Here is a 12,572-nt window from a genome sequence, read left to right as displayed (position 1 = left end):
GGCGTCCGTCAGCGCGGCGTTCGCAGGTGGAGCCGGATGAAGTCCAGCCAGGTCTCAGGGCCCGGCTGGACCCGTGCGGTGCGGACCGTGTAGGTGCCGGGTTCCAGAGCGACCCGGACCTGGTCGGTGTCCGCGAGGCTCGTCCCGGGCCAGGCCGCGTCGAAGAGGCGGACGGGCCCGGGCACCTTCCACGTCGTCTCCGGTCCCCACTGCGCCATGGCGGTCGCCGGGGGGACGCTCGCCAGGACTTCGTGCTCGGAGTCGCCGGCGCACCAGCGGACGAACATGCCGTGGTCGGGCAGATAGGCGGTCGCGGCGGGCTCGTCGCCGAGGACCAGCGCGGTGCAGTCGCCGACGGGGAGGAAGCCGACGTGGCCGTCCACCTCGCAGGCCCGGTCGTAGTCCGAGGCGGTCTCCTCGCCGTCGGCGCCCGCCCAGAACGGCAGGACGGTCTCCGGTACCGCTATCAGCGGCCCCCCGCCCGACTCCACCCACTCCACAGCGCCCGGCTCCGCGTATCGCACCATGACGCAAGAACCTACAGGGCTGACTCGCCGCACCGGGGCAGGGGTGGCGGCTGCGGCGGCTTCGCAGGTGGCGGACGGCAAGGGGCCGTGTCCGACGGAGATCGAGGAGCGGGTGAGGAGCAGACGGCGTATCGGGTGGTGCAGGAGGCGTTGACGGGTTCAGCAACCGCAGTCGCCTGCGTTCACGGGGGCCGTCAGGGGGTCCGGGGCCCGGCGCTCGCGACCCTGCCAGGTCTCGAACTCCAGCCCCTCACGCACCCAGTACTCGAAGCCTCCGAGCATCTCCTTGACCTGGTGACCGAGTTCGGCGAGGGCCAGGGCGGCGCGGGCGGCTCCGTTGCAGCCGGGGCCCCAGCAGTACGTCACGACCGGCACCGTCGGGTCGAGGAGCTGCCCGGCCCGCTCGGGGACGAGCCCGGTCGGCAGGTGGAGCGCGCCGGGGATGTGGCCCTGGTCCCAGGCCTCGGTGGAGCGTGTGTCGACGAGGACGAAGCCGGGGTCGCCACCGGAGTCGAGTGCGGCGGCGACGTCGGACACGTCGGTGTGGAAGGCGAGACCGGCGCGGAAGTGGGCGGCGGCCTCGGCCGGAGCGGCGGGGGCGACGCGCAGGACGGGGTTCACGGTGGTGGTCATGCGGCAAAACTACGGCCGCCCGGCCCGACCCTGAAGTGACGATCCCCGGCGCTCTGCTTGATCTGCCGGGGATTCCCCTGCTATCTCTCGGACATGACCGAGTATTCCCCGGACGCCACCGACTGGCGCATCCTGGACGTCCTCCAGCGGGAGGGCAGGTCCAGCTTCGCCGAACTGGCCCGTGCCGTGTCGATGTCCGCGAGCGCGGTGACCGAGCGGGTGCGCCGTCTGGAGGAGGCGGGGGTCATCCAGGGCTACGCGGCGGTCGTCGACCCCGAGCGGCTGGGCCTGCCGATCCTGGCGTTCGTGCGTCTGCGGTATCCGAACGGCAACTACAAGCCCTTCCACGACCTGGTCGCCGTCACGCCCGAGATCCTTGAGGCGCACCACGTCACGGGCGACGACTGTTTCGTCATCAAGGTGACGGCCCGCTCGATGCGCCACCTGGAGGAGGTGTCGGGGAAGATCGGGGCGCTGGGCTCGGTGACCACGAGCGTGGTGTACTCCTCGCCCCTCCCCCGGCGCCCCCTGGGCCGCTGACCTCAGCCGGCACCGCGCTGCCGCAGTGCCGATCCGGACCGGCCCTTCACCACGTCGAGCTGGGCGTGGATCCGCCGCCGCAGGTCGGCGACGTGGCTGACGATGCCGACGCTGCGGTCGCGTTCGCGCAGGGAGTCGAGCACGTCGAGGACCTCGTCCAGGGTCTGGTCGTCGAGGCTGCCGAAGCCCTCGTCGATGAAGAGGGTGTCCAGCCGCACCCCGCCCGCTTCGTCCGTGACGACGTCCGCGAGGCCGAGGGCCAGGGCGAGCGAGGCGAAGAACGTCTCGCCGCCGGACAGGGTCGCGGTGTCGCGTTCGCGGCCGGTCCAGGCGTCGACGACGTGCAGTCCGAGTCCGCTGCGGCCGCGTCCGGTGCGGTCGTCGGAGTGGACGAGGGTGTAGCGGCCGGACGACATGCGGCGCAGCCGGACGGTCGCGGCGGCGGCGACCTGCTCCAGCCGGGCCGCCAGGACGTACGACTCCAGGCGCATCCGGCGTTCGTTGTCCGCCGAGGTGCCGGCGGCGAGGCCGGCCATGCGGGCGACGCGGTCGTACTCCTGGCGCAGCGGCGCCAGCCGGCGTACGGCGGCGGTCGCCCGGGCGGAGAGGCGGTCGAGGTCGGCGCAGCGCCGCTCGGCGGCGTCATGGGCGGAGGCGGCGTCCCGCAGCCGCCGGACCGCTGCGTCGGCGGCCTGCTGCGCCGCGTCCGGGTCGGCCCGCGGCTCGCGGGCCGCCGCGGCCGTGTCGGCCTCGGCGAGGACGACCCGTACGGCGGCCTGCTCGTGTTCCCAGGCATCCAGGCGGCGTTGCAGTTCGCGGTGGGCTGCGCGGTCGAGGAGGGCGTCGGCCGCGGCCTGCGGGGTCTCGAAGCCGGCCCGGAAGGCGGCGTCGGCGAGCCGGGCGTCGGCGTCCTTGAGCCGCTGGGCGGTGTCCTCGGCCACGCGGGCGGTGTCGGCGGCATCCGTGAGCAGGGCGGTCCGCCGCTCCAGCTGCGCGGCCCGCGCGGCGACACTGTCCGAGGAGCCGCGTGCCCGGTCCAGCTCCTCCTCCAGCGCGGCCCGTTCACGGTCCAGGCGCTCCCGGTGACCGATCCGGGAGGCGGTCCGCACGGCGGTCTCCTGCCGGGCGGCGAGGCGGCGCTCGTGCTCCTGTCCGGCCTGCCGCAGCCGCTCCTGCGCGGCGTGCAGCTCGGCCGCGGCACGACGGGCCTGCGCGTACCGCTCCTCCAAGTCGGCGAGGTCGTCTTCGAGTTGTCCGGACGGCGTGTCACCGGCCTCCGCGGTGGCGGCGGCGAGCGCCTCCCGTACGTCGCCGAGGCGCCGTTCGTCCTCGGCGCGCTGCTCGTCGGCGCGCTGGTAGGCGGTGAGGGCGTGCTCCTCCGCCTCCCGGTCCACGTGCCCGGCGACCTTGCGGGCGGGGGCGGGGTGTTCGGTGGCGCCGCAGACGGCGCAGGGTTCGCCGTCGGTGAGGTTCGCCGCCAGTTCGGCGGCGATGCCGTTCAGACGCTGTTCCTTGAGGTCGAGCCAGTGCTGCTTGGCCCGCAGCGTCTCGTCCTGCGCGGTGCGGACCCGGTCGACGGCCCGGTCCGTGTCCTGGGCGAGCCGGTCGCGCGTGCGGGCCGCCCGCAGCCGCTGCTGCGCGGGCTCACGCCGTGCGCCGAGCTGCTCGGCGAGGGCGGCGGCCTGCTGCGCGGAGTCGACGCGGGTCTGGAGTACGGTGCGCCGCTCCTCCCAGCCGTCGAGCCAGGCCTCCGCCTCCTGCAGGAGGTCGGCGTCGGCGCGTTCCTGGCGGTCCAGGCCGGCGCGCTCGTCCAGGAGTTCGGTCAGTCGTCGCTCGGCACGGCGGGCGGAGTCGAGCCCGCCCAGTTCCTCGGCGGCCCGGCGTGCGGCGGCGGCGAGTCCGGCCGCACCCGCGTCGGCGAAGGTCTCCGGCAGCAGGGCACGCGCGCGTGCCTCGGCGGCGGCCGCCCGGCGGTGTTCGGCTTCGGAGGCTTCCCGAAGGTCGAGGGCGGGTGCGACGGCTTCGGCCTTGCGGGCCCGCTCCATGAGGGCCTGGGCCTCCCGGTAGGCCTCGGCTCCCTGCTCCAGGCGCGCCGCCCGTTCTTGTGCCTCGTCGAACCGCCTTTGCAGCCTGGCCAGTTCGCGTACCTCGTCCAGGGCGCGGCCGGCGGCGGCCTGCACGGACTCGGCCGCGGTGAGCGTGCACGCGGCGACGGTGAGCTGCTCGCGGGCGGTGCTGCGGGCCACGGCGGCGGCACTCAGCACGGCCTCGGCGAGCCCCGGTTCGCCCGGGGCGAGGTCGGGCAGTTCCATGGCGGCGTCCGCGGCCTGCTGCATGCGGTGGGCGTCGGCCAGCAGTTCCGCGTCCCCGTCCCGCACCTGGGACTCGGTGGTGCGTCGCCGCTCGGCGAGGCGCTTTTCGACGTCGGCGAAGCGGCGGGTGTCGAAGAGGCGGCCCAGGAGTTTGCCGCGGGCCTCGGCGTCGGCGCGCAGGAACCGGGCGAAGTCGCCCTGCGGCAGCAGCACGACCTGGCAGAACTGTTCCCGGCTCATGCCGAGCAGCTGGGTGATCTCCTCGCCGATCTCCTGGTGGGAGCGGCTGAGGTCCTTCCAGGCCCCGGTGGTCGCGTCGCGCTCGCGCAGCCAGGTCTGGGCCTTGTCCAGGGTGGTGCCGGTGCCGCGTTTCTTGGGGCGTTCCCAGGGCGGCTGACGGGTGACCTCAAGGCGGCGCCCGGCGACGGTGAGGTCGAGGGTGACCTCGGTGCGGGTCGTGGGCGCGGCGTGGTCGCTGCGCAGGGCCGTGCCCTGGCCGCCGCCTTGCCGGGCGCCCGGAACCGAACCGTAGAGGGCGTAGCAGACGGCGTCCAGGACGGATGTCTTGCCCGCGCCGGTGGGTCCGTGCAGCAGGAACAGCCCTGCCGCCGACAGCTCGTCGAAGTCGACGCTCTGCGTGCCCCCGAAGGGCCCGAAGGCGGTGACCGTGAGCCGGTGGAGCCTCACCGGGCCACCTCCCGCACGGTCTCGTCCGCCCGTACCGCGTCGAACGCGTCGCGCAGCACGCCCTGTTCGTGCGGGTCGGGTCCGGCGCCGCGCACATGGGCGACGAAGTCCTCGGCGATCTGCTGGTCGCTGCGGCCGGCCAGGCGCCGGGCGTACGACACTTCGGAGTCGTCCTCGTCGCGGTCGGGGTCGAAGACGAGGCTGAGCGTGTGCGGGAAACGTGCGGTGAGCCGGGCCATCGGGTCGGCGGGGCGTACGGGGTCGGTGAGGGTCGCCTCGACCCAGGCCTCTTCGTACCGTGTCAGGTCCGCATCGGCGAGCAGGTCCTCCAGCGTGCCCCGGATCCGGGCGAGGGCGCGGGGCACCGGGCAGTCGACGCGCTCGGCATCCACGGAGCCGTCCGCGGCCAGGTCGACCAGCCACATGCTCTTGCGGTGGGCGGCCTCGGAGAAGGAGTAGGGCAGCGGTGAACCGGAGTAGCGGACGCGATCGGTGAGGGTCTGGCAGCCGTGCAGATGGCCCAGTGCCACGTAGTCGACGCCGTCGAACACCCCGGCCGGCACCGCGGCGACGCCACCGACGGTGATGTCCCGCTCACTGTCACTGGGTTCGCCGCCCGTGACGAAGGCGTGCGCGAGGACGACGGAGCGGGTGCCGGCCGGGCGCGCGGCGAGGTCGGCGCGGACCCGGTCCATGGCGGCGGCGAGCACGCTCTCGTGCCCCGCCTTCTCCACCCCGAACTCGCCCTTGACCAAAGCCGGTTCGAGGTAGGGCAGCCCGTAGAAGGCGACCTCGCCGTGGGCGTCGTCCAGCATGACCGGAGTGCCGGCCGCCGAAGGTTCCGTACGGAGATGGATGCCGGCCCGCCCGATGAGCCCCGCACCGACGCCCAGCCGGCGGGCCGAGTCGTGGTTGCCGGAGATCATCACCGTCGGCACGCCGAGGTCGGCGAGGCGGTGAAGGGCGTCGTCGAACAGCTCGACCGCGGCGAGTGGCGGCACCGCCCGGTCGTAGACGTCCCCCGACACGACCACCGCGTCCACGGCACGCTCCCGCACGGTGGTGACGAGGTGGCCGATGAACTCGGCCTGGGCGTCGAGCATGTTCACCCGGTGGAAGGCCCGGCCGAGATGCCAGTCGGAGGTGTGCAGCAGCCTCAAGACGCCGCTCCGACCTGCATGTCTCCCCCTACTGTCCGTTCGTCGGCCACAACGAGCCGGTCCGGCCCGCTGTCAGCCCACCACGCTAACGCCTGTGGGCACCTGGTCCACCACGAACCCCGGACCGCCGCGCACGTCCGGCAGCAATTCAGGGGATATGTCCGCAACCGGGCGGTGCAGCAGGTCATTGCCGTACGCGCGTAGCCGGCGGGGTTCGAGGTGCGCCTCCCTCAGGCGTCCCCGTACGCCTCCCCGCCCGTTTCAAAACCGGCCGTGCCTGCGGTGGCGTCGGCGAGCCAGGAGCGGAAGGCGTCCACTTCGGAGTCCGGGAGGGCGACCTCGATGGTGACCGCCTCGCCGTAGTGCACGTCCCGGACTTCGCGCCCGGTGGTGCGCAGGTCGTTCTCCAGCTTGCCGGCCCGCTGGTGGTCGACGGTGACCGTGGCCAGCCGGAACCTGCGGCGGGTGTGGGTGCCGAGGGCGTCCAGGGCCTCGCCGACCGCCCCGCCGTACGCCCGGATGAGTCCGCCCGCTCCGAGTTTGACCCCGCCGAAGTAGCGGGTGACGACGGCCACGACGTACCGCATGTCGCGGCGCAGCAGCATCTGGAGCATGGGGACGCCTGCGGTGCCGCCGGGTTCGCCGTCGTCGCTCGCCTTCTGGACGGAGGCGTCGGCGCCGATGACGTAGGCCCAGCAGTTGTGGGAGGCGTCGGCGTGCTCCTTGCGGACCGAGGCGATGAAGTCCTGAGCCTCCTGCTCGCTGGCGGCCGGGGCGAGGGCGCACAGGAAGCGGGAGCGGCTGACCTCGGTCTCGTGCACGCCGGCACCGGCCACCGTGCGGTATTCGTCCTGCATCCGGCCAGCCTAATCCCCTGGTCGGGAGCGTCCCGACGGGGCGGCTGTCTCTCCGGGGCCCCGGGAGGTCGGCCCATGACACCCCAGGTCGGCCGGTACCGCCGAGACCTCCGCTACGAGTGGGCCACGACCTCGCCGGCCGTGACCTGGGGCGGATGCGGCAGCAGTTCGGCAAGCCGCTCCCGTACGAAGTCCCCGGCTCTCTCGGTCGACTCCTCGGCGCCGGCCCGGTCCTGGAAGACACCGGTGGACACCATCACCCCGCCGCCGGCGTCGACCCAGTAGTAGGCCACGAACCCCTTGACCTGGCGGACGAGCGGCAGGAACTCCTCGTTCACCCGGCGACCCGCCTCGGCCGGGTCGGTCACCCCTTCGTACCGCCGGATCACTGCGTGCATGACTGGTCTCCTCATGGGTCGGCAAGGCGTTCGCTCAGACGCCATACCCGCCGCGGAAGGGATGCGCAGCGCAAGCCCGGCGCACATCACCGGAAAGGCCCCATGCCCGTGCGGGGCCCGGGCTAGTGCTCGGCGCCCCGGGGCACCGTCACGGACGTGAGCAGCGCGACGCCGGGGGCCAGCGCCTGCCAGGTCGTGCCGTGCCAGGACAGGACGGCGATCGCAGAGGTGGGGAATTTCGTGCGGACCTGCTCCAGGGTGTCGTCGAGGCCGTCACCGGCGAGGGCCAGGACCAGTTCCTCCAGCCCGGGGTTGTGCCCGATCAGCAGCAGCTTCTCCACCTCGGCGGGCACCTCGTGCACCACGGCCAGCAGGCCGGACGGACCGGCGGCGTACAGGCGCCGGTCGTGCCGGGCCGGCGGGGGCGTGCCCCACTCGGCGGCGGCCAGGTCCCAGGTCCGGCGGGCGCGGACGGCGGTGGAGCACAGTGCGAGGTCCGGCAGCAGGTCGGCGTCGGCCAGGGCCCGCCCCGCCGCGGGTGCGTCCCGGCGGCCGCGCGGCCCGAGGGGGCGTTCGTGGTCGGCGACGTCCAGGGGCCAGGCCGACTTGGCGTGCCGCAGCACGATCAGGCGGCGCATCGGGCCGGCGCTGCTGCGGGCGATCATGACGGCGATCCCAGGTCGCGGGCGAGGTCGAGGCCGAGGAGCCGGTCGGCGTAGGCGTATGTCTCGAAGCGGGCGCCGTCCGCCAGTTCCGGCTCGGTCTCGACCTCGCGCAGGATGTCCAGCACCCGCGGCACGTCCAGGTCGTCGTCCCAGGCTTCGCGCATCCGCTCCCGGACGCCGTCGGGGACGGGCCGCGAGGGCTGTCGGGCCCAGCGGGCGACCGCGGCGCGCCAGCGGGCGAGGGTGGCGCCCGCCTCGTCGAGTCCGGCGGGCTCCAGCCGGACCGGGGCGCTGTGGTGCCGGGTGATCAGGGCGAGGCGCAGGGCGGCGGGGTCGCCGTGCTCCGGCGAGCCCGGCTCGACCGGTGCGACGGCGATCCGCACCCCGTCCGGTACCGTCTCGCCCTCGGCGGCGACATGGACGACCTGGGACTCGCCCAGACCGGCACCGACGTCGGGGCTGTCCTCGAACGGGCGGATGCCGAGTGTCGTGGCGCCCGCGCGCAGCTCCGCCTGCCGGTTGCCGCCGGTCAGCAGTGCCCAGACCGGTGTGCCTCCGAGTTCCAGGGTCCGCACGAGCAGGTCCCCGACGAGCAGCACCCGCAGGTCCGTCGTGCCGGAGTCCGACGCGTGCACCTGGACACGGGTCAGGCCCCGGCGGGCCGGGGCGGCGTCGACCGGCTCACGGGTTCGGGCGTCGATGATGCGCAGCACGAGGCGAGCGTAGGCGGGCGGACGGGCCCGCGCAGGCAGGCCGGGCGTTTTCCGGCCACCGTGGCGCGATCAGCCCACCCGTGGCGTGGGTGACCACCCGCGGGGTGGGAGACCACCCGTGGCGTGGGTGACCACCCGTGGCGTGGGTGACCACCCGTGGCGTGGGTGACCACCCGTGGCTCGAGCCCTTCGAGGCACTCGCCGATGCGCCGGTCGGTCAGCTGGGTGACCACCCGCGGGGTGGGTGACCACCCTGACCTCGGTGACCCACCCTGGCGTCGGTGACCCACCCCGTGGCGTGGGGACGGGCCGTTCCTCTCAGTTCAGGGTTCCGAGGAACCGCACATGAGGCCGCCCTTCGGGCCCTTCCCGGCTGACGGCGGCCCGCACCCCGTACACCTCGGCGATGAGCTCCGCCGTGAGGACGTCTCCCGCGGGGCCCGCCGCCACCACCCTCCCCGCGCACAGCACGACGACCCGATCGCAGTACATCGCCGCGAGGTTGAGGTCGTGCAGGGCGACGACGGTGGTGACGGGCAGGGCCGTGACCAGGGCGAGCAGGTCGAGCTGGTGGTGGATGTCGAGGTGGTTGGTGGGCTCGTCGAGGAGGAGTTCGCGGGGTTCCTGGGCGAGCGCGCGGGCGATCTGCACCCGCTGGCGTTCGCCGCCCGAGAGGGTGTGCCAGAGCCGGCCCGCCCGGTCGGCGAGACCTGTGTGCTCCAGGGCGGCGCGCACCGCCCGCTCGTCGTCGGCCGAGGGGGGCGTCCAGGCGCGGCGGTGCGGGACGCGGCCCAGCCGCACGACGTCCTCGACCGTCAGTTCGACCTGGGTGTCCGACTGTTGCTCGACGACCGCCAGGCGGCGCGCGACCGTGCGGCGGGGCAGCTCGGCAAGGGGTGTGCCATCGAGGGTGACGACTCCCGAGGACGGCGCGAGCAGCCCGGCCAGCAGCCGCAGCAGCGTGGACTTGCCCGAGCCGTTGGGGCCGAGCACGCCGACCGTGGAGCCGGTCTCCGGCGCGAGGGCGACGCCGTCCAGGATGAGACGCCCGTCGGCACGGCGGCTGACCCGGTCGGCCCGCAGCCCCGCTCCCGCCGACGCCCCCGCGCCGCTCACCGCACCCTCCGGGTCCGGTACAGCACCGCAACGAACGCCGGCACGCCGATCAGCGACGTCACGACCCCCACCGGGACCTCCTGCGGATCCAGGACGGTACGGGCCAGGGTGTCCACCCACACCAGGAAGACCGCTCCCGCGAGGGCGGTGACCGGAAGCAGCCGTGTGTGCCCGGGGCCGGTCAGGGCCCGGGCGGCGTGCGGCAGGACCAGTCCGACGAAGCCGATCGCCCCGGCGGAGCTGACCAGTGCCGCCGTGAGCAGGGCCGTGACGCACAGCAGGACCAGGCGGGTCCGGGCGACGGACACCCCGAGCGCGGCGGCCGCCTCCTGCCCGAAGGCGAAGGCGTCGAGGGTCCGGGCGTACGACAGGCACACCACCAGCGCCACCGCCAGCACGGCCAGGCACAGCCATACGTCGGTCCAGCCGGCGCCGCCGAGCGAGCCGAGGAGCCAGAACAGCACGCCGCGGGTCGTCTCGGCGTCGGCGGAGGTCATCACGACGAAGGAGGTGAGCGCGGAGAAGAGCTGCATGGCGGCGACGCCCGCGAGGACGACCCGGTCGGTGGTGCCGCCGAGGGTGTGACTGAGCAGGAGCACCAGCGCGAAGGACAGCAGGGCGCCGAGGAACGCGCCCGCGGACACCGGGAGGGCGCCGCCGCCCACGCCGAGCACGACGACGAGGACCGCTCCGGTGGAGGCGCCCGAGGACACCCCGAGCACGAACGGGTCGGCGAGCGGGTTGCGCAGCAGGGACTGCATCACCGCCCCGCACACGGCCAGTCCGGCCCCGCACACGGCGGCGAGCAGAGTGCGCGGCAGTCGCAGCTGCCAGACGATCCCGTCCCGGATCGGTGTCAGGCCCGAGCCGCCGAAGCCGAGATGGGCGGCCACGACGGACCACACGTCGGCGACGCCCAGGTCGGCGGGGCCGATGGTGATGGCCACGGCGAGGGAGGCCACGAGCGCGACGGCCCCGGCCAGGCCCAGCGCGAGCCCGGCCCGGCGCCCGGGCCCGGCGGCCGGCAGCTCCTGCTCGCGGGCGGTCACTTCACCAGCCCGAACCGGCGCAGCCCGGCCGCGACCTGTTCCACACCCTCGACGGTGCGGATCGTCGGGTTCATGGCCTGCCCGCTGAGCAGCACGTACCGCTTGTGCCGGACGGCGTCCATGGTCCTGGTGACCGGGTTGGACTCCAGGAAGGCGATCTTCTTCGCGGCCGACTCGGCGGTCTGGGACTCGCGGGTCAGGTCGCCGATGACGAGGACGTCGGGGTCGCGGTCGGCGACCGTCTCCCAGTTGACCTGTGGCCACTCCTCGTGGGTGTCGTCGAAGACGTTCTTCGCGCCGAGGGCCCGGGTGATGATGCCGGGTGCTCCGCAACAGCCCGCCATGTAGGGCGACTCGGAGTTCGCGAACCAGTAGAGGAGGGTGACGTCGGAGGCGTCGACGCCCTGCGTGGCCTTCTTTATGCGCTTCTGGAGGGAGGCCACGAGGTCGTCGCCGCGTTGGGGCACGCCGAACACGGTCGCGAGGTCGTGGACTTCGCCGTAGACGGTGCCGATGTCCAGGGCTTTGCCGCGGGTGCCGTCGCCGCCGCCCGAGTTGTCCTTGCCGGCACAGTCGGACGGGGAGACGTAGGTGGGGACGCCGAGCTTCTCGAACTGCTCGCGGGTGGCGACGCCGCCCTTGCCGAGGGTGGAGACGAAGGACGCGGCGACGAAGTCGGGCTCGGTGTCCAGGACGCGTTCGAAGGACGGGGTGTCGTCGGCGATGCGCGGTACCGTCGCGTTCGCCTTCTGAAGCCCCTTCATCACGGGGTCGGTCCAGGTGGCCGTGCCCGCCAGGCGGTCGGCGAGACCGAGGGAGAGCAGGATCTCGGTGGTGCCCTGGTTGAGGGACACGGCGTGCCGCGGCGGGGCGGCGACGCGGACCTCGTGCCCGCAGTCGGTCAGGGTGACGGCGGCCTTCGCGCCGGTGGACGTGCTCCCGCCGCAGCCGGTCAGGAGCAGGGAGCCGGCCGCGAGCAGGACGGCGGCACGGGCGGGGCGGGCGAGGGGCACGGGAACCAGTCCTCAGTCGTCGAGGGCTCGGTCGCGGAGCCCGGTCGTACGGTGCTCCCCCGCCACGCGCGGCCGCGGGGGCCGCCAGCAGGTCTTCGGACTCGGGTTCACCCGGGTCGGGGCGCCTTCCCGGACGTCCGCGAAGGAGTCCAGTGGCCGAGGCCCCGCCCGTCCCCCTCACCGCTGCGCGTCAGTTCCGGATTCGCACCGGATTCCCTGACCCACGTACATGGGTTCGACTGGCCCCGGCAAGCTATCACGGGGGCAATCCGGGGAATCACCGCGCACCCGGCGCCGTTGAACGGTAGGCAACTCGTCCACGACTTTTTGAGGAGGCCGCCGGTGTACGGCGACGAGGCAACGGTCCGCAGGATCCTCACCGAGCTCGGCGACACCTGGGCCGTGGTGGGCCTGTCGTCGAACCGGCAGCGCGCCGCGTACGGCGTCGCCGCCGTGCTCCAGCGCTTCGGCAAGCGCGTCGTGCCGGTGCACCCGAAGGCAGAGACGGTGCACGGGGAGAAGGGGTACGCGAGCCTGACGGACATCCCCTTCGACGTGGACGTCGTGGACGTGTTCGTGAACAGCGACCTCGCCGGGGCCGTCGCGGACGAGGCGGTGACCAAGGGCGCGAAGGGCGTCTGGTTCCAGCTCGGCGTGATCGACGAGGCGGCGTACGACCGGACCCGTGCGGCGGGCCTGGAGATGGTGATGGACCGCTGTCCGGCAATCGAGATCCCACGGCTGCCTCATCACCGCGTACAGGAATCCTGAAGCGTTTTCCAGGAAATGCCCGCAGCCGGTCAAGGCTTCCGGTGTCCGGTCAAGGCTGCACAACTCGCCTTCTGTCTCCGGGCGGTCGATTCCTAATCTGAGGCCTCTTACTCGCTGAACTCTCCGAGTTC

Annotated in this window: 13 protein-coding genes and 1 riboswitch; of the genes, 2 read left to right on the top strand and 11 right to left on the bottom strand. The window is 73.8% G+C overall.

Annotated features, from left to right (window positions below):
* Positions 1-8: 8 nt before the first annotated feature.
* A complete protein-coding gene (locus FDO69_RS24050; protein WP_104781931.1) occupies positions 9-527 on the bottom strand; it encodes an immunity 21 family protein in 519 nt (172 codons plus the stop codon).
* 159 nt (positions 528-686) lie between these two features.
* Positions 687-1,160: a rhodanese-like domain-containing protein gene (locus FDO69_RS24045; RefSeq protein WP_104781930.1), complete on the bottom strand. Its 474-nt coding sequence runs from the start codon at positions 1,158-1,160 to the stop codon at positions 687-689.
* Positions 1,161-1,253: 93 nt separating this feature from the next.
* Between FDO69_RS24045 and FDO69_RS24040 the strand changes: the two genes are divergently transcribed.
* Positions 1,254-1,700 (top strand): Lrp/AsnC family transcriptional regulator, encoded by a 447-nt coding sequence (locus FDO69_RS24040; RefSeq protein WP_104781929.1) that lies wholly within the window; start codon positions 1,254-1,256, stop codon positions 1,698-1,700.
* Between the two features lie 2 nt (positions 1,701-1,702).
* On the opposite strand, the gene FDO69_RS24035 is transcribed toward FDO69_RS24040, so the two are convergent.
* The 9 genes from FDO69_RS24035 to FDO69_RS23995 all read right to left on the bottom strand — a co-directional run bounded on the left by FDO69_RS24035 (position 1,703) and on the right by FDO69_RS23995 (position 11,679).
* Positions 1,703-4,699 carry an AAA family ATPase gene (locus tag FDO69_RS24035; protein ID WP_104781928.1) on the bottom strand — a complete coding sequence of 999 codons (2,997 nt, stop codon included), beginning with the start codon at positions 4,697-4,699 and terminating at the stop codon, positions 1,703-1,705.
* Complete coding sequence (locus FDO69_RS24030) at positions 4,696-5,859, bottom strand: exonuclease SbcCD subunit D (protein ID WP_104781927.1); 1,164 nt, start codon at positions 5,857-5,859, stop codon at positions 4,696-4,698. The genes FDO69_RS24035 and FDO69_RS24030 overlap by 4 nt, the downstream gene beginning before the upstream one ends.
* A gap of 230 nt (positions 5,860-6,089) precedes the next feature.
* Entirely contained in the window at positions 6,090-6,716 is a 627-nt protein-coding gene (locus tag FDO69_RS24025) for a YigZ family protein (RefSeq protein WP_104781926.1), read from the bottom strand.
* Between the two features lie 113 nt (positions 6,717-6,829).
* Complete coding sequence (locus FDO69_RS24020) at positions 6,830-7,114, bottom strand: hypothetical protein (protein WP_104781925.1); 285 nt, start codon at positions 7,112-7,114, stop codon at positions 6,830-6,832.
* A 122-nt stretch (positions 7,115-7,236) separates the two neighbouring features.
* A complete protein-coding gene (locus FDO69_RS24015; protein WP_104781924.1) occupies positions 7,237-7,779 on the bottom strand; it encodes a SixA phosphatase family protein in 543 nt (180 codons plus the stop codon).
* A complete protein-coding gene (locus tag FDO69_RS24010; protein WP_170320937.1) occupies positions 7,776-8,492 on the bottom strand; it encodes a hypothetical protein in 717 nt (238 codons plus the stop codon). The genes FDO69_RS24015 and FDO69_RS24010 overlap by 4 nt, the downstream gene beginning before the upstream one ends.
* Before the next feature lie 318 nt (positions 8,493-8,810).
* Positions 8,811-9,608, bottom strand: coding sequence for an ABC transporter ATP-binding protein (locus FDO69_RS24005; RefSeq protein ID WP_104781922.1), 798 nt, complete (start codon positions 9,606-9,608; stop codon positions 8,811-8,813).
* A complete protein-coding gene (locus FDO69_RS24000) occupies positions 9,605-10,657 on the bottom strand; it encodes a FecCD family ABC transporter permease (protein ID WP_420878533.1) in 1,053 nt (350 codons plus the stop codon). Before FDO69_RS24000 ends, FDO69_RS24005 begins: the two co-directional genes overlap by 4 nt.
* Complete coding sequence (locus tag FDO69_RS23995) at positions 10,654-11,679, bottom strand: ABC transporter substrate-binding protein (RefSeq protein ID WP_420878537.1); 1,026 nt, start codon at positions 11,677-11,679, stop codon at positions 10,654-10,656. Before FDO69_RS23995 ends, FDO69_RS24000 begins: the two co-directional genes overlap by 4 nt.
* A gap of 74 nt (positions 11,680-11,753) precedes the next feature.
* A riboswitch (cobalamin riboswitch) is annotated at positions 11,754-11,914 on the bottom strand.
* Between the two features lie 98 nt (positions 11,915-12,012).
* Between FDO69_RS23995 and FDO69_RS23990 the strand changes: the two genes are divergently transcribed.
* On the top strand, positions 12,013-12,441 hold the full coding sequence (locus FDO69_RS23990; RefSeq protein ID WP_104781920.1) for a CoA-binding protein: 429 nt from the start codon (positions 12,013-12,015) through the stop codon (positions 12,439-12,441).
* Positions 12,442-12,572 lie beyond the last annotated feature (131 nt).

This window comes from Streptomyces tibetensis (assembly GCF_007655005.1).
GTDB lineage: Bacteria > Actinomycetota > Actinomycetes > Streptomycetales > Streptomycetaceae > Streptomyces > Streptomyces tibetensis.
The sequence above is the reverse complement of the archived record's forward strand: the minus strand, read 5'-3'. Positions and strand labels throughout refer to the sequence as shown.

Coding starts and splice junctions, on each gene's coding strand:
- FDO69_RS24040 (WP_104781929.1), top strand. CDS start 1,254: ATGACCGAGTATTCCCCGGACGCCACCGACTGGCGCATCCTGGACGTC.
- FDO69_RS24050 (WP_104781931.1), bottom strand. CDS start 527: ATGGTGCGATACGCGGAGCCGGGCGCTGTGGAGTGGGTGGAGTCGGGC.
- FDO69_RS24045 (WP_104781930.1), bottom strand. CDS start 1,160: ATGACCACCACCGTGAACCCCGTCCTGCGCGTCGCCCCCGCCGCTCCG.
- FDO69_RS24025 (WP_104781926.1), bottom strand. CDS start 6,716: ATGCAGGACGAATACCGCACGGTGGCCGGTGCCGGCGTGCACGAGACC.
- FDO69_RS24015 (WP_104781924.1), bottom strand. CDS start 7,779: ATGATCGCCCGCAGCAGCGCCGGCCCGATGCGCCGCCTGATCGTGCTG.
- FDO69_RS24020 (WP_104781925.1), bottom strand. CDS start 7,114: ATGCACGCAGTGATCCGGCGGTACGAAGGGGTGACCGACCCGGCCGAG.